Annotated in this window: 19 protein-coding genes and 1 pseudogene; 13 read left to right on the forward strand and 7 right to left on the reverse strand. The window is 70.6% G+C overall.

Annotated elements, in window-relative coordinates; all coding sequences use genetic code 11:
• The first annotated feature begins 61 nt into the window (after positions 1–61).
• The 4 genes from OG214_RS31320 to OG214_RS31335 all read left to right on the forward strand — a co-directional run bounded on the left by OG214_RS31320 (position 62) and on the right by OG214_RS31335 (position 5,900).
• Entirely contained in the window at positions 62–610 is a 549-nt protein-coding gene (locus OG214_RS31320; protein WP_405986614.1) for a hypothetical protein, read from the forward strand.
• Positions 611–694: 84 nt separating this feature from the next.
• The gene (locus OG214_RS31325; protein WP_405986615.1) at positions 695–2,215 is read left to right on the forward strand and encodes a trypsin-like serine protease; all 1,521 of its coding nucleotides are present in this window, start codon (positions 695–697) and stop codon (positions 2,213–2,215) included.
• Positions 2,216–2,854: 639 nt separating this feature from the next.
• The gene (locus OG214_RS31330) at positions 2,855–4,822 is read left to right on the forward strand and encodes a DNA/RNA non-specific endonuclease (protein WP_405986616.1); all 1,968 of its coding nucleotides are present in this window, start codon (positions 2,855–2,857) and stop codon (positions 4,820–4,822) included.
• Positions 4,823–4,853: 31 nt separating this feature from the next.
• A complete protein-coding gene (locus OG214_RS31335; protein ID WP_405986617.1) occupies positions 4,854–5,900 on the forward strand; it encodes a hypothetical protein in 1,047 nt (348 codons plus the stop codon).
• Positions 5,901–6,009: 109 nt separating this feature from the next.
• Here OG214_RS31335 and OG214_RS31340 read toward each other — a convergent pair whose 3' ends face one another.
• On the reverse strand, positions 6,010–6,219 hold the full coding sequence (locus OG214_RS31340; protein ID WP_405987720.1) for a hypothetical protein: 210 nt from the start codon (positions 6,217–6,219) through the stop codon (positions 6,010–6,012).
• Between OG214_RS31340 and OG214_RS31345 the strand changes: the two are divergent.
• Positions 6,149–6,490: pseudogene (locus OG214_RS31345) on the forward strand (hypothetical protein); the annotation flags it as partial. The gene OG214_RS31340 and the pseudogene OG214_RS31345 overlap by 71 nt on opposite strands.
• Before the next feature lie 230 nt (positions 6,491–6,720).
• On the opposite strand, the gene OG214_RS31350 reads toward OG214_RS31345, so the two are convergent.
• Positions 6,721–7,617, reverse strand: coding sequence for a DMT family transporter (locus OG214_RS31350; RefSeq protein ID WP_405986618.1), 897 nt, complete (start codon positions 7,615–7,617; stop codon positions 6,721–6,723).
• On the opposite strand from OG214_RS31350, the gene OG214_RS31355 reads away from it, so the two are divergent.
• The gene (locus OG214_RS31355) at positions 7,616–9,079 is read left to right on the forward strand and encodes a PLP-dependent aminotransferase family protein (RefSeq protein WP_405986619.1); all 1,464 of its coding nucleotides are present in this window, start codon (positions 7,616–7,618) and stop codon (positions 9,077–9,079) included. The genes OG214_RS31350 and OG214_RS31355 overlap by 2 nt on opposite strands.
• Positions 9,080–9,231: 152 nt before the next feature.
• Entirely contained in the window at positions 9,232–9,807 is a 576-nt protein-coding gene (locus OG214_RS31360; protein WP_363083499.1) for a histidine phosphatase family protein, read from the forward strand.
• Between the two features lie 222 nt (positions 9,808–10,029).
• On the opposite strand, the gene OG214_RS31365 is transcribed toward OG214_RS31360, so the two are convergent.
• Positions 10,030–10,995, reverse strand: coding sequence for an SDR family NAD(P)-dependent oxidoreductase (locus OG214_RS31365; RefSeq protein WP_405986620.1), 966 nt, complete (start codon positions 10,993–10,995; stop codon positions 10,030–10,032).
• A gap of 197 nt (positions 10,996–11,192) precedes the next feature.
• Here OG214_RS31365 and OG214_RS31370 point away from each other — a divergent pair, with 197 nt between their 5' ends.
• A complete protein-coding gene (locus OG214_RS31370) occupies positions 11,193–12,143 on the forward strand; it encodes a helix-turn-helix transcriptional regulator (protein WP_405986621.1) in 951 nt (316 codons plus the stop codon).
• A gap of 38 nt (positions 12,144–12,181) precedes the next feature.
• Positions 12,182–12,592: a hypothetical protein gene (locus OG214_RS31375; protein ID WP_405986622.1), complete on the forward strand. Its 411-nt coding sequence runs from the start codon at positions 12,182–12,184 to the stop codon at positions 12,590–12,592.
• Between the two features lie 31 nt (positions 12,593–12,623).
• Here OG214_RS31375 and OG214_RS31380 read toward each other — a convergent pair whose 3' ends face one another.
• Positions 12,624–13,448 carry a hypothetical protein gene (locus OG214_RS31380; protein ID WP_405986623.1) on the reverse strand — a complete coding sequence of 275 codons (825 nt, stop codon included), beginning with the start codon at positions 13,446–13,448 and terminating at the stop codon, positions 12,624–12,626.
• 146 nt (positions 13,449–13,594) lie between these two features.
• Positions 13,595–15,589: a DNA helicase RecQ gene (gene recQ / locus OG214_RS31385; protein ID WP_405986624.1), complete on the reverse strand. Its 1,995-nt coding sequence runs from the start codon at positions 15,587–15,589 to the stop codon at positions 13,595–13,597.
• A 212-nt stretch (positions 15,590–15,801) separates the two neighbouring features.
• On the opposite strand from recQ, the gene OG214_RS31390 reads away from it, so the two are divergent.
• Entirely contained in the window at positions 15,802–16,575 is a 774-nt protein-coding gene (locus OG214_RS31390; RefSeq protein ID WP_405986625.1) for a VOC family protein, read from the forward strand.
• Positions 16,576–16,763: 188 nt separating this feature from the next.
• On the opposite strand, the gene OG214_RS31395 is transcribed toward OG214_RS31390, so the two are convergent.
• Positions 16,764–17,462 carry a class I SAM-dependent methyltransferase gene (locus tag OG214_RS31395; protein ID WP_405986626.1) on the reverse strand — a complete coding sequence of 233 codons (699 nt, stop codon included), beginning with the start codon at positions 17,460–17,462 and terminating at the stop codon, positions 16,764–16,766.
• 115 nt (positions 17,463–17,577) lie between these two features.
• On the opposite strand from OG214_RS31395, the gene OG214_RS31400 reads away from it, so the two are divergent.
• Positions 17,578–18,168: a helix-turn-helix domain-containing protein gene (locus OG214_RS31400; RefSeq protein WP_365900507.1), complete on the forward strand. Its 591-nt coding sequence runs from the start codon at positions 17,578–17,580 to the stop codon at positions 18,166–18,168.
• Between the two features lie 43 nt (positions 18,169–18,211).
• Here OG214_RS31400 and OG214_RS31405 read toward each other — a convergent pair whose 3' ends face one another.
• Positions 18,212–19,171, reverse strand: coding sequence for an SDR family NAD(P)-dependent oxidoreductase (locus tag OG214_RS31405; protein ID WP_405986627.1), 960 nt, complete (start codon positions 19,169–19,171; stop codon positions 18,212–18,214).
• A gap of 594 nt (positions 19,172–19,765) precedes the next feature.
• Here OG214_RS31405 and OG214_RS31410 point away from each other — a divergent pair.
• The gene (locus tag OG214_RS31410; protein ID WP_405987673.1) at positions 19,766–20,698 is read left to right on the forward strand and encodes an alpha/beta hydrolase; all 933 of its coding nucleotides are present in this window, start codon (positions 19,766–19,768) and stop codon (positions 20,696–20,698) included.
• A complete protein-coding gene (locus OG214_RS31415; RefSeq protein WP_405986628.1) occupies positions 20,691–21,938 on the forward strand; it encodes an acyltransferase in 1,248 nt (415 codons plus the stop codon). The genes OG214_RS31410 and OG214_RS31415 overlap by 8 nt, the downstream gene beginning before the upstream one ends.
• The last annotated feature ends 36 nt before the right edge of the window (positions 21,939–21,974 follow it).

The following is a 21,974-nucleotide window of genomic DNA, read 5'->3' on the forward strand; positions in this document are numbered from 1 at the left end:
TCACGCCCTCTTGTGCCACGTCCCGGCCGATCGACCGGAACCGACGACTCTAAGGACTGCGATGAAGGCGCGTACCGCGAATGCGGAAATGCCGCAGCGGAAAAGATTCATAGGACGCACTCTCGGTGCCACGGCCGCCACTGGTGCCCTGGCATGGATCACACTGGTGGGCGGCGTCCCCACGGGAGCCGGTACCAAGGCCGAGGCTGTCATCTCCGTCGCCGATGAGGCCCCCGGCTACGCTGTCGAGGACTTCAACTACCCGCAGGCCGACAAGATCCTGGCGGAGCGGAACATCGTGCTCAAGCGCGGTGACGGTCACATCACGCTGGTCGACTGCGCGAGCGGTACCGGCTTTCTCGAGGTCATGGCCCGCCAGCACGAGGAGAAGATCTGCTTCAAGGTGGTCGGCAACTCGGGCTGGCTGACCCTGGAGATCCCCGCGGTCCACGCCATAAGGGGCAACGACTACACCACACAGGTCGACATGACCGTCGGCACTGAGGAGAAGACCTTCGACATCCTCAAGAACACCTGGACCGGCGTGGGCGAGAGCGCGGACGAGCAAGGCCGCGAGTACGTGCTCGTAGAGATCAGGACCAACAAGTAACGCCCGGTCAGTGCCCACACGTCCGTCGTGCCGCGGTCCAGTGAACACCGGACCCGCGGCTCTCGCCTCAAGGATTCCCAGGTCATGCAACACACCAGACACCTTCGTCTCTCGGTGCTCGCCACCCTGGTGGCAGCGCCACTGGCACTGACCGGCGCACCCGCCAACGCCGTCACTGGTACCGCCGTTACCGACACCACGTACGCGTTCACAGCGCGGCTGGAGATCGGTGAGGGTGAGACCGGCCGGGCCTGCTCCGGCGCCCTGATAGACACCGAGTGGCTGCTTACCGCCGCCAGTTGCTTCGCCGACAACCCGGCCGCGAGTCTCGACGTGCCCGCCGGCGCGCCCGCGCTCAAGACGACCGCCATTATCGGGCGGACCGACCTGACGACCGCGGCCGGGCAAGTGCGCAACGTTGTCAACCTCGTACCCCACCCTGACCAGGACTTGGTGCTCGCCAAGCTCGCCAGCCCAGTCACCGGCATCGCCCCCGCCGCCCTCAGTGCAAGCGCACCCGCTGCCGGGGAGGAGCTGCGGGTTGCGGGATACGGCCGCACCAAGGACGAGTGGGCCCCGCTGAAGCTGCACACCGGGACCTTCGCAGTGGACACGGTGAGCGCCGGCGAGGTCGCCATCACCGGCAAGGACGGCGCAGCCGTCTGCAAGGGCGACACCGGAGGCCCCCTTCTCCGTGAGACAGGCGGATCGATGCAGCTCGTCGGCATCAACAGCCGCTCCTGGCAAGGCGGCTGCTTCGGCGCCGACACGGCCGAAACCCGAACGAGTGCCATCGACACCCGCATCGACACTCTGCGCACCTGGATCAACGCCAACCTCGGGCCGATCTGCAACACCCAGGGTGCCCTGTACTCCGTCGTGAGCGACGGTTCGCTGCTGCGCCGCAACGTCGACGATCCCATGAACGGCACGGGGACGGTGCCTGCGGCCTCCACCATCGACACCGGCTGGCAGGACTACGGTCGGGTGCTCGCGGGGACCTCGGCGACGTTCGTCGGTATCAAGTCCGACGGGATGTACCTCAGCCACCGGATCGCCGCCACCGCAACATGGGACATCCACCACAAAAAGATCAGCAGCTCGTACACGACGTACAACACGCCCGCGAACCACAACAAGATCACGATGGACCGCGGCGGGCACATCTGGTACATCGACAGCACCGGCGGCCTGCGCTGGTCTCAGTACGACCAAACCACCAACACCTGGCTGGGCACGCAGACCGTTGACACCGGCTGGGGCGCCTACACGCACATCTTCGGCGCCGACAACGGTGTCGTCTACGGCATCGACTCGGCCACCGGCCATTTGGTGCGCTCACGGTACGACTTCGCCGGTCAAAGCTGGATCCAGCATCAGGCGACCGTGAACACCGCCGACTGGCGGGACACCAAGGAGATCACTTCCTTCGGCGGTGACACGATCATCCGCGTCAAGACCGGCGGCGAGATCCGGCACTACCGCTACAACGAGGCGACGGGCGCGTTCGACAGCTGGAACAAGCTGATCGGCTCCGGCAGCAACTGGCCCCTCTACACCAGCATCAGCGGTGCACCCGACAACTGCCGCTTGCGCACCAACTAACCCCGTACGCCCCGGCCGTTGAGTGAACGTTTTTCTGATCGCATCGCTCTTGGAGTGTTAACGCTTGCGTTTCCGCCTCCTTTGGTGGCCGAGGAGGTCGGGCGTCTTCTCACGGGTCTGGAGCACGAGCGCCGGTAGGGCCTTTCGGTTTGGGTCTTGCTGGGCTCGCGTGCCCTGGCACCGCGCCTCGCCGCGTTGTCGTCGGTCGCCTACGCTCCGCGTGGACTCCCCCCTCCGCCTCGCGATCCACGGCACCACGTGGACACCAGCCGCTGCCGCGACGGGCGTTCCCTCACCCAGCCTGATCCAAACGAAAGACCCTAGGCCAAGGAGCGGGGGGGGTCCGACAAGCGGAGCGATCGGGCGTGCGCGGCTGCGGCTGGGGCCGGAAGTACTGAAGTCGTTGTTCGCCCGGGTGTGCCTGCCTGTGGCCGTCCCCGAGTCTGCGGGTGCCTGTGTTCGGGGGCTGCGGCTGGTGGCTTTGGACGGGAAGACGTTCGATCTGCCGGACACGGAGGCGAACGCCGGGTGCTCCCCAGGATGTCAGGCAGTTGTCCGCTGTCCGAGGGCGCCGCTGGGCCGGTGCCCCCATCGCCCCTTACCCGAAGCCATCGGGGCGCCCACGCCAAAAGGAGAGGTATGACAATCATGCATGCGATACGACCTGGACGGCCCGGACGAAGACGTGCCCGGTCAACTGTACTGGCCCTGCTGACCGTGGTGACGCTGGGGCTCACCACGACCGGCATGAGCCCGGCGCAGCAGGGGGCCGAAGAGAAACCGCAGCGGGTGGGCAGGCCCGACTCGGCGGACCTGCCGGCCACCGCGCCCCTCACCGAGACCGCCGCGTTCCGGGCGGAGTCCGGGGAGCACTGCGAGCCCACGCAGGCGGGCTCGAAGGAACGTCAGGCAGGCGCCGCCGAGGCGTGTGTGAGCACGAGCCCTGCCGCCGCGACACCACAGCAGAGCCGGGCCGCAGTCGCGGCCGCCGACGCAGGTAGCTGCGACATCACCAACCCCGGCGCCTACACCTACAAGCGCTTCGAGTATTGCGTGACGGGGGTGAACGTCGTCTACATCCTGCGTGACAGCAACGGCAAGGAGATCGGACGGGGCACCCTGGAGGTCTCGGCCAGTGCGACCCTTCCGGCGAAGGGCACAGCCTGGAGCGAGCAGATCACCGTGAAGATGACGAGTGCGAGCGGCGGTGTCACCGCCCTCAACGCCAAGTTCCGCGCCTCCTGTACGACCGGCTGCACGACGACGAAGACCGCGCCCTGGTACGGCGGTGACCTGACCATGGGCCAGTCCGTCAGCGGCTCCGTCGCCTACTCCTCGACCCCCGCCGCCAACACCGGCGTGGAGTTCACCACCTCGTACAAGATGTACGTGACCTCCCCGGGTGCCACGGCCGTCGATCCGAACGCCTCGTGGGACAACCCCCGCAAGATCCGCTGTGACGACGCCGTCCGGGATGTCACGGGCACCCCGTCGCCGGGCTGCGTCATCCCCACGGTCATGGCCGTCGTGCCGATGAACGCGCAGGGTTCGGACCCGGGTGGCGCGGTGGCCGCCTATCAGTGGGCGCAGCGGAACCTCACCGACGGCTGGGGGCAGAACAAGCCGTTGACCAGGGAGAAGAGCGGAACGGCCGACCGTACGGGACGCACCTGCGGAAGCGGGGGTTCGGAGCCTTTCCAGGCACTGACGGAACTCGTCGAGACCGACACCTGTGGTGAGTTCCCCTTCGCGGAGGCCCGGGAAGGGGGAACCGACGGCGCTCAGTGTGTCGAGGTGATCCCCAATGCCAGCAGTGGTGGATGGGACACCTACATCTTTGGCGACAGTCGGGATCTGGATCCCGCCGCGCCCTGTGTGCGTGCCCATGTCCCGGCCGCCGACAAGCAGTTCGCCGACGGGAAGCTCACCGAGGGCTTCGAGAACCAGCGGGTGATCGACGCCGAGCAGTTCAAGGTGGAGTTCACGACGCCGGCCGCTGTCCCGCAGGCATCCTGCCTGGCGAGCCCGCCGACCGGTGCGCTTCCCGCCGGCGACGGGTGGATCAAGAACACCACCGAACCGGTCGCCCACGTCAACAAGACCACCAACCCGGCCGGCCCGGCAGGCACCCGGCCGACCATGGCGCAGGCCTGCCTGGGGAAGACGCTCGGCAAGGGCAAAGAAGCCACGGGAGACATCACCGGCTGGCAGGACGCGCAGCTGTTCGCCCAAGCGAACCCGCCCGTAGTCGGGCAGGCCCGATGTCACCTGATCGCGAACATCCTCGGCGGGCCGGGCAGGATACGGGACGGCGGGCAGAACAACCTCGTCCCCTGCTGGCAGGTGGGGATGAACACCGGTACGCCCAGCATGCGGACCTACGAGTTCGAGGCCCAGAGGACGGTGGCATTGGACTCCTTCGGGTCGAACGACGCGATCTTCTACCAGGTGACGCCCGTCTTCCGGGATGCCACCAGCACGATTCCGGTGGGAGTCACGATGAGCGCTAGCATCGAACGGGCGAACGGAACGACCGAGCAGCTGTTCCCCAACGTCTACGTCCCCAACACCCAGGCAAACACTGGGCTGCTCAACCTCGGAAACTGATCTCAGCCAGTTCGTGCCTACGGGAGCCAGTATGAGTCGCACCACCCCGCCGCGGCCGTTCGACGTCACCGCGCTCTTCTCTCAACTGGCCCCCCTGGCACGCACGGCGACCCGGCTGCATCCCCGCCCCGGGGCGCCGTCACCGCACGACAGCTCCGTCGGCGGGCCGCTGCTCTGGCCCGCCGACGAGCCGTGGCCGCACTGCGAAGGACCGCACGAGTGGGACCGGGTGAACGCGCCCCTCTCGCCGGAGGACGTACGGCTGTGGCGTCGTAACCGAGCGGAATCGGCAAGTCGGCGGCGCCGCGATCCTCAGGGGCCCTGGGCCACGCCCGAGGAGCTGGCGACCGAGAAGCGGATCATGGCCGGCCGCCCTTGGCCTGAGGGCCCGATCGCCATGCTGCCCGTCGCCCAGCTGTACGCACGCGACATCCCCCTGCTGCGCCCGCCCGGCCAGTCCGAAGCCGATCTGCTTCAGGTGCTCTGGTGCCCCTTCGACCACCCGGCGCACCCCAGGACCGCACTGTTCTGGCGGTCCGCAGCGACCGTAACGGACGTACTCGACGCACCACCCGAGCCGCCCGCGATCCAGTTCCCCACCTATCTGCCGGAGCCGTGTCTGGTCACACCGGAGCAGGTCACCGAGTACCCCAACTATCTGGAACTGAGCAAGGAGCTGCAGGAGCAACTGGGCGACTGGAGCAGGTGGCAGGCGGCCGGATCAGCGCTGGACAGCTCCTATGAGGTCGCCCCGGAGGAGCTCTACATGGACATGTTGTCCATTTCCCCCGGCTGGAAGGCCGGTGGCTGGACTCGTTGGGGCCTCACCGATCCCATGCCCCGGATCTGCTCCGCATGCAGCGCCGAGGCGGTCCCGCTGCTGACGATCGCCACCACTGAATGGGACGGCGCCACCGAGAGCTGGGCCCCCGAAGAGGACCAGGCCAACCCCACGCCGCTCCTCCCCGGTACTCCTCCGGCGAACTTCACCATGATCGACCTCGCCCGAGGCTACGATCAGCAACTCCACGTCTGCCCGGCATCCCCGGATCATCCGCACATCGAGCTGATCCAGTGAGGATGCGTCATCTTGGAGTTCGCTGGTCAGCGTCTCTTCCGTGAGGTTCGGTCGGGGTGCTCTTGCCGGTCGTGGACGGCAGTCTGCGCTGAAGGTCATCTGTCGGCTGTCATCGGTGGACTTCGAGGTTCGTCGGGGCGAGCAGCGCGCGCAGGAGCTGGGTGGCGCGGGCGGGGTCGGCTCGGAGTTTGGTGAGTGAGCGCCAGTTCTCGAGGTGGGCGAAGACATGTTCGAAGGACGTCCCTGAGCTGCTCGAATCAGCTTCCTTGCTGGTTCCGGAAGAGACCGCCACCGAGAACGGCATCACGGTGCGAGACATCCGGGACTACCTCGTCCACGACGAGTGGGAAATCGCCCCGGGCCTGCCGGAGGAACTCGGGGACGATCGGTCACTTCCGCTGGCGTTTTGGGAGAAACTCGCCGACGCGGCTGAGTAGCTCCGGCTTGAGCGGAGCGTGGTTTGGTGCCATTGGCGATGCTCCGAGATCCGCGACGGCGTGATCCGGGCGGATCTGACGCCCCGTCCTGCCACCGAGGCGCGACGCACGACGCCAATCTCCGGCGCCGGTGTTCTGCGAGCCATGTCTGACCGCAGTTCCGTGAAGCTCATGGGCGGATGAGGATCCAGCTTCGGAGGAGTCGGAACGATGCCCGTCCGTGCATAGCTCTCCTGATCGTTTTCACTCTGTTGACGTGGCCCTCGACGATGCCCGCGGTGGCGGACCACTACGGCAGGCGTGCCGGGAAGTGACGGGGCGCCGGGCCCGCGTGTACCGGATGACGGGGGTGCGCGTCGGGCGGGGGCGGCGGATGTCTGCGGTCAGGTGTTCGATCGCTGGGTGAGCGCGATACAGACCAGCACCGCGACGGCCGCCACCGGCGCGGCGGGGGTGAGGTGTTCACCGAGCAGTAGCACCGACCAGACCAGGGTCAGTAGGGGCTGGGCGAGCTGGAGCTGACTGGCCTTCGCGATACCGATCGACGCCATGCCCCGGTACCAGACGTACAGACCGAAGAAGGTCGAGCCCGCCGCCACCCAGACGAGCCCGATCGCCCCATGGGCCGTCCAGCGCGCCGGTTCGACGGCGAGGGCCGCCGCCGCGCCCGCCACCGACAGCGGGAGACATCCGATCAGCGCCCAGCCGATCACCTGCCAGCCGGGCATCACCCGGGCCAGCCTGCCGCCCTCCGTATAGCCCGCCGCGCAGACCAGCAGCGCGCCGAAGAGATACAGATCGCCGGCCGAGAGGGCTCCGCCGCTCTGCTGGACCGCGAAGGCGATCACCACGGCCGCGCCGGCCAGCGCGGCCAGCCAGAACGTACGGGACGGGCGCCGGCCCGTACGTACCGCCGCGAGCGCGGCCGTGGTCAGCGGCAGCAGCCCGACCACCACGGCCGCGTGCGAGGTGGTGGAGGTCTCCAGCGCCAGCGTCGTCAGCAGGGGAAAGCCCACCACGACCCCGCCGCCCACCACCGCGAGCCCGCCCCAGTGCCGGCGCTCGGGAACCGGGACGCGCAGTGTCAGCAGAAAGCCGCCCGCGATCAGCGCGGCGAGTGTGCCGCGGAGGGCGACGAGCGACCAGGGGCCGAAACTCTCCAGCCCCCACACGGTGGACGGAAAGGTGAGCGAGAAGGCGACGACGCCCAGGGCGGCGAGCAGGGTGCCACCGCCGACCGCTATCGAAGTGTGTGGAGTAGCGCTATCCTGTGCTGTCATGCATGAGCGTAGCAGTGTCATCGGTCTGGCGGATTCTCTGCGGCAGGAGCTGAACCGCTACTCACCTGGTGGAAAGCTGCCGTCCAGCAGAGCACTGGTCGACCGTTACCGTGTCTCCCCGGTGACCGTCTCCCGCGCCCTCGCCCGGCTCGCCGCCGAAGGGCTTGTCGTCACCCGTCCCGGCGCCGGGGTCTACCGCGCGCCCGCGCGGACCGTTACCCCGCCCCGTGGTGACACCTCCTGGCAGGAGGTCGCCCTCAGCGCCGACGCCGCCACCGAACTCGTACCGCGCGCGGTCGACGCCTCCGGAGTCCTGGTCACGCTCGCCGCGCCGCCGCCCGGGGTCATCGAGTTCAACGGCGGCTATCTGCACCCCTCCCTCCAGCCGGAGCAGGCGATGGCCGCCGCGCTGGCACGGGCGGGCCGGCGTCCCGGTGCCTGGGGCCGACCGCCCATCGACGGGCTGCCCGAACTGCGCGAGTGGTTCGCCCGGGGGATCGGGGACCCGGTCACGGCGGCGGAGGTCCTGGTCACGGCGGGCGGCCAGAGCGCGCTGACCACCGCGCTGCGGGCGCTCGCCCCGCCCGGCGCGCCGGTGCTCGTGGAGTCGCCCACCTACCCCGGGATGCTGGCGGTCGCGCGCGCCGCCGGGCTGCGGCCGGTGCCGGTACCGGTGGACCCCGACGGCGTACGGCCCGAACTGCTCGCCGCCGCCTTCCGGGCCACCGGCTCCCGGCTCTTCGTCTGCCAGCCGCTCTTCCAGAACCCCACCGGCGCCGTGCTCTCCCCGGCCCGCCGTCCCGAGGTGCTGCGGATCGCCCGGGAGGCCGGGGCTTTTGTCGTCGAGGACGACTTCGTACGCCGGCTGGTCCACGAGGACGCGGGCCCGCTGCCCAGGCCGCTCGCCACCGACGACCCCGACGGTGTGGTCGTCCATGTCTGCTCGCTCACCAAGGCGACCTCGCCGAGCCTGCGGGTCGGCGCGCTCGTGGCCCGCGGTCCGGTCCTGGAGCGGCTGCGCGCCATCCATGTGGTCGACACCTTCTTCGTACCGCGCCCGCTCCAGGAAGCCGCGCTGGAACTGGTGGGCTCGGCCGCCTGGAACCGCCATCTGCGTTCCGTCTCCTCGGCACTGCGGATCCGCAGGGACACCCTCACGGCCGCGCTCCGGGGCGAGCTGCCCGAGCTGGCCCTGCCGCACATCCCGTCCGGCGGCTATCACCTCTGGCTCCGGCTTCCCGACGGCACCGATGAGCAGGCCGTCGTCTCCGCCGCACTGCGCGCGGGGGTCGCGGTCGCGCCGGGCCGTCCGTACTTCAGCGCCGAACCTCCCGCCGCCCAGCTCCGGTTGAGCTTCGCCGCGGTGGCGGGCCCCGCCGAGATCACCGAGGGGGTACGGAGACTCCGTACGGCCTGCGACGAGGCACTCGGCGGGCCGGGCCCCCGGCCGCCTGCCGGGTAGGGACCTGTCCCCGTGACTGCCCAGGACCTGTCCCGGCGACCGCTCAGGCCCGTCCTCGCGGCTGCCCGGGGCCTGCCTGGTGACGGTCGGTGTCCGGCCCGCCGCGAGGGTGACTCTTGACCTGCGGAGGATTCGGCTCCACGATCACGGCCATGAGTGTTCGGGTCACGTTGGTCGCCGCCGCGCGCAGCTCGGACGTGTTCGACGAGCGCTTCGACGACGACCGGCCGCTCGACCAGGTCGGATGGTACGAGATGCAGCTCGCCGCCCACACCCTGATCCCGCTGGCCGCCGCCGATCTCCGCTACTGCTCACCGACGCCGCGCAGCCGCGCCACCGGTGACGCGCTGGGCTTCGCGCCGCTCGCCCAGCCCGCGCTGCGCGACTGCGACATGGGCCGCTGGCGCGGCTTCACCCTGTCCGAGGTGGCGGCCCGCGAGCCGGCCGCCGTCGACGCGTGGCTCGCCGACCCGCGGGCCGCCCCGCACGGGGGCGAACCCCTGCTGGCCTTCATCTCGCGCATAGGGGGCTGGCTGGACACCCGCCCCGCCGAGGACATCGCCGCCATCGTCGCGGTGGCGGAACCGGCGGTGGTGCGGGCGGCGCTGGTGTACGCGCTGAAGGCCCCGCCCCGTACGTACTGGTACGTGGATGTCCGTCCGCTGTCGACGGTCACCCTGACCGGTACGCCGGGGCGCTGGCACCTCCAGATCGGCTCGGGCGGCTAGCCGACCGTGACGTCGTCGCTCGTCGCTCGTCGCTCGTCGCCCGTCGCCCGGGTGCCGAAGGCGGAGCCGGGGAAGACGATCGCGCGATCAGGAGAGCGCGGCTGGTTCCGGGGATCCGACCGGCAGCCCGGGAGACCGAAGGAGCGCGGCGGTGGCGCTGAGGGCGGCTGCCCGGACCGTGGGGTCCGGGGCCAGGGAGGTGGGGGAAACAGCGGACAGGGCCTAAGCGCGCCGGTCCCGGTCCGTGAGCTGGAGTGATGTCTCCCAGAGGCGTTCCGCGTTCGCCGGATCGAGGGCGTACGCGGCCACCCCGTGGTAGTCGTCCGGACGGCGGGTGACGGTCTCCGCCTCGGCGCAGTCCTCGAAGTAGCGACCGCCGATTCCCTCCAGCGCGGGGGACGTGGCGAGCAGCACCGAGGTGGCCGCGCCCTGCTGGGTGGTCTTGCGCGACTCCGGCGGGGTGGTCAGCCGGTTGCCCACATGCCGCTGGAGGTTGGTGGCGATGGCGCCGGGGTTGAGGGCGTTGACGGTGATGCCGTCCGCCGCCCAGTGGCGGGTGGCCGCCACGGCGAAGAGCACATTGGCCGTCTTCGACTGCCCGTACGCGAGCCAGGGGTCGTACGACCGGAACGCGAAGTGCGGATCGTCGAAGACCACCGGCGACAGCAGATTCGCCGATGAGCTGACCGCCACCACGCGTGCCCCGCCCGCCGCCGCCAGCGCCGGGCGCAGTCCGGTGGCCAGGGCGAAATGGCCGAGATGGTTGGTGGCGAACTGGAGCTCCCATCCCTCCGGGGTGTGCTCCTCGGGCGATGCCATGATCCCGGCGTTGTTGACCAGGATGTGCAGCGGTCCGCTCCAGGCGGCGGTGAACGCGTCGACCGACGCGCGGTCGGCCAGATCCAGCGGGGCGACCTGTACGGTACGGCCGGTCGTCGCCGCGATGTCGGCGGCGGTCCTCTCGCCGGCCTCGGTGTTCCGTACCGCGAGAGTGACCTCGGCGCCTGCGGCGGCCAGGGTCCTGGCCGTCTCGACGCCGATGCCCGACGCGCCGCCGGTGACGACGGCACGCCTGCCGGAGAGATCGGTACCGGCGGCCACCTCGTCGGCGGTGGACGCGAAGCCGAACGGTGTGGTGATACGCGCGGTGGGCGTCGTGGCGGTCGGGTGTGTGGTGGGTCGTGACATGGGGGCTTCCTCATCCGTGCCGTACGTATCGCCTGTGCTGTGCTGTGCTGTGCGCATCGCGCTCGTACGGTTCTGTCGGCTCTGTTCCTGTTCTCACCTGCCACTGTGCCTGCGTCGGCGCGCAGTAGACGTCGCCCCCGTGATCCTGGGAGTAGGGGGACCAGGATGAGGGCGCGCGACTCGCCTAGCGTGGAGGTATGGCGACCGTCAATCACCTCGGCGAGTATCTGCGGGCCCGCCGCGAGCTGGTGCGGCCCGAGGACGTCGGGCTGCCGCCGGGCGGGCGCAGACGGGTGCCCGGTCTGCGGCGCGAGGAGCTGGCGCTGCTCGCCGGGATCAGCGCCGACTACTACCTCCGCCTCGAACAGGGCCGTGACCACCACCCCTCGGCACAGGTTCTCGACGCCCTCGCGGGCGCGCTCATGCTCGACGACGACGCCACGGCGCATCTGCACCGGCTCGCCCGCCCCGTATCGCGCCGTCGCGCCCGCGGACCGCGTGCCGAGCGGGCGCTGCCCGGTATCCGGCGGCTGGTGATGTCCTGGACGGATCACCCCGCCTTCGTCCAGGGCCGGTACACGGATGTCCTGGCGGCGAACCCGCTGGCCACGGCCTTGGCGCCGTACTACGCGCCGGGCGTCAATCTGCTGCGTGCCACGTTTCTCGACCCGTCCGTACGGGCCCTTCACCGGGACTGGGACAGCGCCGCTCCCGCCGTCGTCGCGTCCCTGCGCACGCTGGCCACCCCGGACGCGGACGATCCCCGGCTGACGGAGCTGGTGGGGGAGCTGTCGCTGCGGAGCGAGGAGTTCCGGCGGCTCTGGGCCCGCCACGACGTCAGGCCCCGTACGAGCGGGGTGTCCTCGTTCGACCATCCGCAGGTGGGTCCGCTGGAGCTGAGCTTCGAGAAGCTGAGCGTCAACGGTACGGAGGGCCAGCTCCTGGTCGTCTATCACGCGGAACCGGGCAGCCCGGCCGCCGAGGGGCTGGCGCTGCTCTCCACGATCGCGGCGAGCACGGGGTCGGGCACGGATGCGAGCACGGATGCGGGCGCGGGGTTGGGGTCGGACGCGGGGTCGGGGTTGGCGTCGGGGTCGGATCCTCGGGAGTCCGACGGTGTCGGTGGACCGGACCGGTCGAGGAAGTAGGAGGCCGCGTTGTCAGTGGTGGCTGCGATGCTGCTCGCATGACCTCTTGGACCCTGCTCGATCTGGACCAGGCCCTACGCGCCGGTTGGGCCGCCGACACCTGTTCACCGGACGACCTGATCCGCGCGGAATGGCAGTCCGGCAATCCCGCGTGGGGCCACTGCGACATCACGGCGCTTATAGTCAACGATGTCTTCGGCGGCGCCCTGATGGTCGGTGAGGTGTATGCCGACGGGGAGCAGCAGGGCTTCCACTGGTGGAACCGGCTCGCGAGCGGTGTCGAGCTCGATCTGACGCGGGAACAGTTCCAGTGGGGCCAGACGGTCACCGCGGCCCGCGTGGTCGAGCGTCCGCCCGGCCCGTTGCCCCGGCGCTGGGAGGAGTATCTGCTGCTGCGCACACGGGTCGGCGAACACCTCGGCCGGTCGCTTCCGGAACCTGCCGTGTGAGCGAAGGGGTACGGGCGGCGCCGGACAGGATCTAGTCGGAAGGACGGTGGCCCGGGGCGAGGAGTGGTGGGGAGCGCATGTCGTCGGGCGGCGGGGGGAAGTCGGCGACGGTGAGTTCGATGTCCGCCTCGCACTTCGGCCGTCCGCATTCACACGCGAAGGCGAGGACGGTCGTCCTGGCGTCCCCGTGCGACCACGGACGCGCGAAGAACGCCTCGTACTGCCGGACCGTGGCGCGGTTGGCGTACCGCGACAGCCGTCCGCGCTCGGCCGCCGTCGTCGCCACCGGGCCCCTGGCGAGGGCCTCGGCGAAGAGTTTCTCCACCGCTGCGGCCGTCTCCGCCGCGCTGTCATGTCCGTCGACGACGAGTTTCCGTGCTCCGTACTCCGTCACCCGCGCCCCGATCTCCCCCACCAGCGATCGGTAGAGCGTGAGCGGGCCCGGTGGCAGATCGCGTTCGGCCAGCCGGGTCCGCTGGACCTCGGCCGACGGCAGCAGCCATACGGCGTGGCCGCCCGTGCCCACGACCGGCGGAGTGATGGGGGTGCCCTCGGCGATGATCAGCGGTGCGGCGGGCAGCGCGCGGAGATCGTCCAGGATCATCCGCCCGCGCTCATGGTGCAGGGACATGGCGAGCAGTTCCGCCTCGGGCGCGGACCAGCGTTCCTCGCGCGACAGCGCCTCCCACCGGATCGCCTCCGGATGGCCCGCGGCGATGGCGCGGTCGCGGTGCTCCCAGGTGTGGGCGTCGGCGTTGTACCAGCGCAGCCCGTGCCGCCGTGCGATCAGCCGGGCGACGGTCGTCTTGCCCGCGCCGGGCGGACCGCCGATCCACAGAATGTCGCGATGGGGCATGCCGTCCATTCTCGCCGTCCGCCGTCCATTCTCGTCGTGCGCGGACGCCTCCGAAGGCCGTGCGCGCGCCTCCGAAGTCCGGCGCGCGCGCATCTCCGTCCTTGCGCGTCACCCCGTCACGCGCCAACCCTGTCGCCGCGTTCCCGTCACTCCGTACCGAGCGTCTCCAGGATCTGCTCCCCGTACTTCGCCAGCTTGTTCTCGCCCACCCCGTTCACCGTGCCCAGTTCCGCCAGGGTCGACGGAGCCAGCATCGCGATCTCGCGCAGCGTCGCGTCATGGAAGACGACATACGCGGGTACGCCCTGCTCCTTCGCCGTCGCGGCCCGCCAGGCGCGCAGCGACTCGAACACCGGCACCGCCTCCTCCGGCAGATCCACCGGCACGGCACGGTTCTTGGCCGTCTTCTCCGCGCGCGCGGGCCGGGCCGCCGCCTTCTCGGGTTCGCGCCGCAGTACGACGGGACGCCGCCCGCCCAGCACATCGCCGCTCTCCTCCGTGAGGACCAGCGTCCCGTAGTCGCCCTCGACCGCGATGAGCCCCTGCGCCAGCAACTGCCGTGCCACGCTGCGCCATTCCGCCTCGCGCAGCTCCGTACCGATACCGAACACGCTCAGCGCGTCATGATCGAACTGGATGACCTTGGCCGTTTTCCTGCCCAGCAGAATGTCGGTGATCTGTCCCGCGCCGAACTTCTGGTTGCGCTCGCGCTTCAGCCTGACCACCGTCGAGAGCAGCTTCTGCGCGGGGACCGTGCCGTCCCAGGACTCGGCGGGTGTCAGACATGTGTCGCAGTTGCCGCACGCGCCGCTCTTCTCACCGAAGTACGCGAGCAGTTGGACGCGACGGCACTCCACCGTCTCGCAGAGCGCGAGCATCGCGTCGACATGGGCGCCCAGCCGCCGCCGGTGCGCGTCGTCGCCCTCGGAGGTGTCGATCATCTTCCGCTGCTGTACGACGTCCTGGAGTCCGTACGCCAGCCAGGCCGTCGACGGCAGCCCGTCACGGCCGGCACGTCCGGTCTCCTGGTAGTACCCCTCGACGGACTTCGGCAGATCGAGATGGGCGACGAAGCGTACGTCCGGCTTGTCGATACCCATCCCGAACGCGATGGTCGCGACCATGACCATCCCGTCCTCCCGCAGGAAGCGCGCCTGGTTCGCGGCCCTCGTACGGGCGTCGAGCCCCGCGTGGTACGGCAGCGCCTCGATCCCGTTCTTCACCAGGAACTCGGCGGTCTTCTCCACCGACGCCCGCGAGAGGCAGTAGATGATCCCCGCGTCACCGGCGTGCTCGGCGCGCAGGAGCTGGAGGAGCTGCCGCTTCGGGTCGTTCTTGGGCGCGATGCGGTACTGGATGTTGGGCCGGTCGAAGCTCGCGACGAAGTGACGCGCGTCCTGGAGCTTGAGGCGGGAGGCGATCTCCCCGTGGGTGGCCTCGGTGGCCGTCGCGGTGAGCGCGATACGGGGTACGTCGGGCCAGCGTTCGTGCAGCGCCGACAGAGCCAGATAATCGGGGCGGAAGTCATGGCCCCACTGGGCGACACAGTGCGCCTCGTCGATGGCGAACAGCGAGATCGTGCCGCGCTCCAGCAGCCGTACGGTCGACTCCACCCGCAGCCGCTCCGGCGCGAGATAGAGCAGATCCAGCTCACCGGAGAGGAACTCCGCCTCCACCAGGCGCCGTTCGTCCAGATCCTGGGTGGAGTTGAGGAACCCGGCCCTGACACCGAGCGCTCTCAGCGCGTCGACCTGGTCCTGCATGAGCGCGATGAGCGGTGATACGACGACCCCGACGCCCTTCCGCACCAGGGCGGGGATCTGGTAGCAGAGCGACTTGCCGCCGCCGGTCGGCATGAGGACGAGGGCGTCACCGCCGGCCACCACATGGTCGATGATCTCCTGCTGGCTCCCGCGGAAGGAGTCGTATCCGAAGACGCGGTGGAGCACGCGCAGCGCCTCGCTGCCCGCTTCGGCAGCCGTCCCGGGACGAGCGGCCGTCCCCGGACGGGGTGCGGGGTTCACCTCGGGGCTCGCTGCTGGGTCCGTCGCGGGAGCCGTCGCGGAGCCCGTCGCGGAACTCGTCTCAGGACTCTCCTTCGGACTCGCCTCGGGACGGGGGTCGGAATCGGGAGCGCTCATCCGCCGATTCTACGAGCCCCTTACGACACAGCTCGGACGATCCATGATTCAGGGGCCTCATATAGGACATCCACTGACCTGTATGCGACCTAGCGTCGGACGGGTCGAACGAACAGGCCGGACGAACGGGCCGGGCGAACGGGCCGGGCGGACAGGGCCGACAGGCCCGACGGCCGACGGGCCCGACGACCCCGGCGAGGCAGGAGAACCTCATGAGCTATGTGACCAGCAACCAGCCGACAGGCACCCCGACCTGGATCGAACTCGATGTTCACGACACGCGGCGTGCGGCCGAGTTCTACGGGGCTCTGTTCGGCTGGGAGTTCGAGGCGGGGGCGGCGGAAGCGGGGCGGTACACGCTGTGTCTGCTGCGCGGACGCCCGGTGGCGGGACTGAGGTCGGCGGCGGAGCCGACGGTGGAGAAGGGCGGCTCCGGCCGCTGGCGCGTGTATATCGCCACCGACGACTGCGACGACACCGCCAAACGTGTCGTCGCGGCCGGCGGCACACTCGTGGAGGGCCCGCAGGATGTCGGGGGCCAGGGCCGCGCGGCCCTGGTGGTGGACCCGGTCGGTGCCGAGTTCGGGCTGTGGCAGGGACGGGGGCGCCTAGGCTGCGAGATCGTGAACGAGCCGGGCAGCCTCGTACGGAACGATCTGACCACCCCGGACCCCGGCCCGGCGCGCGCGTTCTATCCGGCGGTCTTCGACTACACCCTGGACGGCAACGACGATCTCCCGGACGCCGACTTCAGCTTCCTGCGCCGGCCGGACGGACATGAGATCGGCGGGATCATGGGCGTCGAGCTGGGAGAGCCGTCGGTCTGGAAGACGCTCTTCGAGGTCGCCGACACCGATGCCGCGGTGGCGCGGGCCGTCGCGGCGGGTGGCACCGCGGGCGCTCCCTCGGACACGATCTACGCGCGGATGGCGGAGATCACCGATCCGTTCGGCAACAGCTTCGAGGTGGGCGCGAGGCCGCGCTAGCGCGCGCCCGGCCGACCGGGGGCGGACCGGGGGCCGACCGGGGGCACCGTACCGGGGGGCGGCCGACCGGGGGCACCGTACCGGGGCCGCCCCGCGCACCGAGCGGAGTCCGCCGGTCTGCGGCCCCGGGCTGTGTACGGGTGGCCGTACACGGATGAGCTGGAGAGCCGGTCAGGCGTCGGCCTCGATCAGACGCGGGCCGCGGTCAGGCGTCGGACCTTGAGGGTGTTGTCCGTGCGCATGCCCGGCCGCCCGTCGGGCCCGTTCTGCTGTCGCTCGTGTTCTTCACAGATCTGCACCTCCCATTCCCCGTCCGCCAGATCGAGGGATTCGAGGACCTCCTCGGGGGTGGGGAAGTGCACCTCGGGGTGCGGGTTCTCCTCCCAGGGGGCGAACCCTCCGTGTCCGACGATCAGAAGCACCCCGCCGGGTGCGACGGCCGACGCGGCGGTCCGCAGGATCCTCTCGCGGGGCAGGTCGCCGTAGGAGTGCAGGAACTGGGCCGAGACAAGATCGAAACGGCCCTCGGGGAAGGACACCCCGAGATCGTGCCGCTGCCAGTCGATCCGGTCCGCGACCCCCTCCGCCTCCGCGTGTTCGGCCGCGCGGCCGAGGGCGACGCCGGAGATGTCGGTGCCGGTGACCCGCCACCCCTGCCGCGCGAGCCAGACCGCGTCGGCCCCCTCGCCGGACCCCAGGTCCAGGGCCCGGCCCGGGTTCAGTCCCGTGATCTCGCGGACCAGGACGGTGTTGGGCCGCCCGCTCCAGATCCGGTGGCTCTGCTCGTAACGGTCGTCCCAGTACTCCTCGTCCGAGGCGAAGTCCTCGGGGGACGCGACCTTCTGGTGGGACGCGTGGTCATGGTCGTGGTCGGTCATCGCTGTCATGCCTCACTTGCCGTGTTTGCCGATGCACGTGAGTGACGTGCCTCCGTCCGCTGGAGATACTCCGCCCAGGGGGAGGCGTTTGACAAACCTTGTTGCCGAGACGGCAAATGGAGGAATGGCAACCGACGACCTCTCCGCCGTCCTGACCGCCGTGGGCCCGCGTCTGCGGGCCCTGCGGCGGGACCGGGGCACCACACTGGCCCAGCTCAGCGAGTCCACCGGGATCTCCCTCAGCACCCTGTCGCGCCTGGAGTCCGGGCAGCGCAAGCCCACCTTGGAACTGCTGCTGCCGCTGGCGAAGGCATACGGCGTACCCCTGGACGAACTGGTGGACGCACCGCCGACGGGTGACCCGCGTATCCACCACCGTCCCTTCACCCGGGACGGCAGGACCTTCGTACCGCTGACCCGCCATCTCGGCGGGCTCCAGGCGTACAAGATGGTCCTGCCCCGTCGCAAGGACGACTGCGAGGACGTGGAGCAGCGGGTGCACGAGGGGTACGAGTGGCTCTACGTCCTGGCCGGCCGGCTGCGGCTGCTGCTGGGGGAGCACGATCTCGTACTCGCCGCGGGAGAAGCGGCGGAGTTCGACACCCGCACTCCGCACGCCTTCACCTCCGCGGGCCCGGAACCGGTCGAACTCCTCAGCCTGTTCGGACAGCAGGGCGAGCGGATGCACGTACGCGCCCGTCCCAAGGGTCAGTAGCGGCCAGGAGCGGCTGTCACACCACGACGGGGTCGCGTCGCCGTCACACGGTCCGGCGGCGTTTCGACTCGGCGATCCTGTCGAGGGACACCTGCCACAGACGGGCGGCCGCGTCGGGGTCGAGCGCGTGGTCCGCGACGCCTTCGCGCGGGCCGCCCGGAACATGGCGGCGGGCCTCGTTGCAGTCCTCGAAATACCGGCCCCCCACGCCTTCGAGCCGCGGTGAGGTCGCTACCAGAACGGACGTTGCCGCTCCCTGCTCGGGCGTCTTGAAGACATACGAGCCGTTGGCGATCGCACCGGCGAGCTGTTCCTGGTCCATGTGCCGCGTCAGGTTCGACAGGATCGCCCCGGGGTGGACCGCGTTGACGGTGATGCCGTCGCCGGCCCAGCGGCGGTGGGCCTCGACCGCGAAGAGGGCGTTGGCCGTCTTGGACTGGTCATAGGCGATCTCCGGGTCGTACGGGCGCGTGACGAAGTCGATGTCGTCGAAGTCCACCGCGCTCCCGAGATGCCCCACCGAGCTGAGCGCCACGACACGGGCGCGGCCGGCCGCCGCCAGCGCGGGGAGCAGCCCCGTGGCGAGCGCGAAGTGGCCGAGATGGTTGGTGGCGAACTGGAGCTCCCAGCCGTCCGGCGTCCGCGTCTCGGGCGACATCATCACCCCCGCGTTGTTGACGAGGATGTGGAGCGGGCCGTCCCATGCGGCGGTGAAGGCCTCGACGGAGCCCTGGTCGGCGAGATCGAGCGGCGCGACATGGACCTCCTTGCTGCCGGTTTTCGCCCTGATGTCCTCGGCGACCTCATCACCGGCTTCGGTGTTCCGTACGGCCAGGGTCACTTCCGCGCCCGCGCCGGCGAGCGCCCGTGCGGTCTCGACACCGATGCCGGAGGCCGCGCCGGTCACGACGGCGCGGCGGCCGGTGAGATCGATACCGGCCACCACTTCGGCGGCGGTGGACCGGGCGTTGAAGGGGGTGGTGACAAGCGTTGGTTCCGTCATGGGACTGCCTCTCTGCGCGGTGTTCCGGGGTAGTACTCGCGGTGGCTTCCGGTGGCTTCCGGTGGCTTCCGGTGGCTTCCAGTGGTTTCCGGTGGTTTCCGTCGTACCGGGTCGCTTCCGGCGTACCGGTGGCTTCCGTCGTATCCGGACGGCCGACGGCGGAGCCCTGGCGGCCGGATCCGATGCCTCGGGCGGTACCCCTCCAGCCAACACCGGCCGAGTGCCCCGGCGGGGTGCCAAAGGGGTCCGACTCTGCCGGGGGTCTGCCAGACCCCCCTTCCAGACCCCCTCTTCGGGACGGGCCTGGTCCACGGGCGCTGCCGGGGCCGCCGGGTGCCACCCCCTACCCGTAGTACCTCAGAGCCACGCGCGAGATGAGCTCCCCGGCGGGACGCCGACCACAGGGCGCGATCCATACCTTCCGTACCAGAAGCACGAAGAACATCCGGTACGGAAGGACCCCTTATGGCGCCCCGTCCGCGCAGCAGCCGTCCGCGCAGCAGGCGTGCGTATAGCAGTCGTGCGCGTAGCAGTCGTCCGCGTGGCAGCGGCTCCCTCGGCAGCCGCCCTCGCGTCGGCCGCTCACGCCGCGCCCTGCTCGCCGCGCTCGTCATCGCGTCACTGGCGGTGCCGGTGTCCGGCGCCGCCCGTCCCGCGGCCGTACCGGCGCCGGTTCCGGCCGCGGCCCAGCTCGCCCCGCTGCCGACGGGGGCCCCGGCACCCGCCGTACTCGCCGCCGCTCTCGACGCGCGGTACGCCGCCAACCGCGTCGGCATCCGCGCGGCCGAACGGATGGCCGCCGGCCATGGCGACCGAAGAAGGGCCGCCGCGTTGCACACCATGGCCGACGCGGGACGCCACTTCCTCTCCTTCGACGGCCGCGACGGCGGACGTACCGCCGAGGTCTTCGGCGATCTGGCGGACGCCGAGCGGATCGCCGTACTGGTGCCGGGCTCGGACACCGGTCTCGACCGGTACGAGCGCTTCCGCGCCGGAGCCGTCGCGCTGCGCCGGAAGCTGGGCGGCGGGGCCGCGGTCATCGCCTGGCTCGGCTACAAGACGCCCGGCACGGTGAGCCCCGAGGCCCTGACCCCAGGACGTGCCCATGACGCTGCTCCTCGACTCCGCGATTTTCTCGGTGAGTTGAGCGTGGCCAAGCCCGTGGCCCGGACCACGCTGCTCTGTCACTCCTATGGCTCGGTGGTCTGCGCGCTGGCCGCCCCGGCGGCGCGGACGGCCGGCATCGTTCTCTACGGCAGCCCCGGCACCGGTGTCGACAGCGTCGGAGACCTGCACACCACGGCCACCGTCTGGGCGGGCCGTGGCGCCCATGACTGGATCGCCGGCATACCGCACGCACGGCTCCAACTGCCCTTCGCCACCCTTGGGTTCGGGCCCGATCCGGTGTCGAAGGCGTTCGGCGCCCGTATCTTCGACGCGGGGGCGGGAGGGCACAGCGACTATCTGAGGCCCGGGTCCGTATCGCTGCGGAACCTCGCCCTGATCGTCTCGGGCCGTCATGCGTGAAGCCGTCCGGCGGATCGAGTCCGCCACCCCGCCCGACCGTGACCGTGCCGTCGACGCGCTGCGTGCCTTCGCCATCCTCGGAGTTGTGCTCGGACACTGGCTGGTGACCGCCCTGGTCGCCGACAGCGGCACCGTACGCGGCAGCAGCCCGCTCCGTTACATGCCCCAACTGGCGCCTATATCCTGGGTGTTCCAGACCCTTGCCGTCTTCTTCCTGGTCGGCGGGCAGGTGGGTGCCAGGAGTTATGCCTCGGCCCGCGCCCGGGGTACGACATACGGGGAGTGGCTCGGCACCCGGATGGCACGGCTGTTCCGACCGGTCGCCGCCGTGATGGTGGTGTGGGCGGTGGCGGCGGGCGCGATGCTGGCCTCGGGGGTCGGCTTCGAGACCGTACAGACCCTTTACCGGCTGATTCTCTCGCCCCTCTGGTTTCTGCTGGTCTTCGCGGCCCTGACCGCGGCGACCCCGCTGGTCACGCGATTGCACCCGCTGTGGCCGCTTGCCGTCGTGCTGTACGTCGACCTGTTCCGGTTCGGTCCGACCGGCTCCGGCGGCATCGGCGGCTCCGAGGGCTCCGGCGGCTCCGGCGGCATCGACCGCCCGGACTGGCTGGGCTGGCTGAATGTCGGCGCCGGCTGGCTCGTGCCGTACTGCCTCGGCGCGCTCTGGGCACGACGCGGTATGCCGGGGCGGACCACGGGATGGGCGCTGGTGGTCGGCGGCGGCGCCGCGACGGCCGTACTGATCCTGTTCGCCGGCTACCCGGCGTCCATGGTCGGTGTGCCCGGCGCCGGGATCTCCAACCTCGACCCACCGACCCTGGCGGCCGTCACCTTCGGTCTGGCCCAGTGCGGCGCGGCGCTTCTGCTGCTCGGCCCGCTGCGCCGCCGGCTGGTACGGCCGGGAGCCTGGGCGGCGGTGGCGCTGCTGAATCTGTCCGCGATGACTGTCTTCCTCTGGCACCAGACCGCGATGATCGCGGTCACCGCCCTCGGGCTGTGGGCGGGCGGCGCCCTGCCCGGACTGCACACCGTGCCGGACGGAACCGGCTGGGTGCTCGCCCGGCTCGGCTGGCTGCCGCTGTTCGCGATGGCGCTGCTCGTGTGCTGGGCGGCGTTCCGTACGTACGAGCAGGGACGGCCGCGGCCGTACGAACAAGGACGGCCGAGGCAGTCCTGCCGGGTCGTGAGCGAGGGGCGTCCCGCCCCGGAAACGGAGGCGGAGGTGCGGCGTGCCTAGGGTGAATCCCGTGGTGAATCCTGCGGGGAATTCCGC

This window comes from Streptomyces sp. NBC_00872 (genome assembly GCF_045161915.1).
Lineage (GTDB): Bacteria > Actinomycetota > Actinomycetes > Streptomycetales > Streptomycetaceae > Streptomyces.

Bases quoted from the DNA above. Each gene is read 5' to 3' on its own strand.
- OG214_RS31320 (WP_405986614.1), top strand. From the start codon at position 62: ATGAAGGCGCGTACCGCGAATGCGGAAATGCCGCAGCGGAAAAGATTC.
- OG214_RS31325 (WP_405986615.1), top strand. From the start codon at position 695: ATGCAACACACCAGACACCTTCGTCTCTCGGTGCTCGCCACCCTGGTG.
- OG214_RS31330 (WP_405986616.1), top strand. From the start codon at position 2,855: ATGACAATCATGCATGCGATACGACCTGGACGGCCCGGACGAAGACGT.
- OG214_RS31335 (WP_405986617.1), top strand. From the start codon at position 4,854: ATGAGTCGCACCACCCCGCCGCGGCCGTTCGACGTCACCGCGCTCTTC.
- OG214_RS31340 (WP_405987720.1), bottom strand. From the start codon at position 6,219: ATGTCTCGCACCGTGATGCCGTTCTCGGTGGCGGTCTCTTCCGGAACC.
- OG214_RS31355 (WP_405986619.1), top strand. From the start codon at position 7,616: ATGCATGAGCGTAGCAGTGTCATCGGTCTGGCGGATTCTCTGCGGCAG.
- OG214_RS31350 (WP_405986618.1), bottom strand. From the start codon at position 7,617: ATGACAGCACAGGATAGCGCTACTCCACACACTTCGATAGCGGTCGGC.
- OG214_RS31360 (WP_363083499.1), top strand. From the start codon at position 9,232: ATGAGTGTTCGGGTCACGTTGGTCGCCGCCGCGCGCAGCTCGGACGTG.
- OG214_RS31365 (WP_405986620.1), bottom strand. From the start codon at position 10,995: ATGTCACGACCCACCACACACCCGACCGCCACGACGCCCACCGCGCGT.
- OG214_RS31370 (WP_405986621.1), top strand. From the start codon at position 11,193: ATGGCGACCGTCAATCACCTCGGCGAGTATCTGCGGGCCCGCCGCGAG.
- OG214_RS31375 (WP_405986622.1), top strand. From the start codon at position 12,182: ATGACCTCTTGGACCCTGCTCGATCTGGACCAGGCCCTACGCGCCGGT.
- OG214_RS31380 (WP_405986623.1), bottom strand. From the start codon at position 13,448: ATGCCCCATCGCGACATTCTGTGGATCGGCGGTCCGCCCGGCGCGGGC.
- recQ (WP_405986624.1), bottom strand. From the start codon at position 15,589: ATGAGCGCTCCCGATTCCGACCCCCGTCCCGAGGCGAGTCCGAAGGAG.
- OG214_RS31390 (WP_405986625.1), top strand. From the start codon at position 15,802: ATGAGCTATGTGACCAGCAACCAGCCGACAGGCACCCCGACCTGGATC.
- OG214_RS31395 (WP_405986626.1), bottom strand. From the start codon at position 17,462: ATGACAGCGATGACCGACCACGACCATGACCACGCGTCCCACCAGAAG.
- OG214_RS31400 (WP_365900507.1), top strand. From the start codon at position 17,578: ATGGCAACCGACGACCTCTCCGCCGTCCTGACCGCCGTGGGCCCGCGT.
- OG214_RS31405 (WP_405986627.1), bottom strand. From the start codon at position 19,171: ATGACGGAACCAACGCTTGTCACCACCCCCTTCAACGCCCGGTCCACC.
- OG214_RS31415 (WP_405986628.1), top strand. From the start codon at position 20,691: ATGCGTGAAGCCGTCCGGCGGATCGAGTCCGCCACCCCGCCCGACCGT.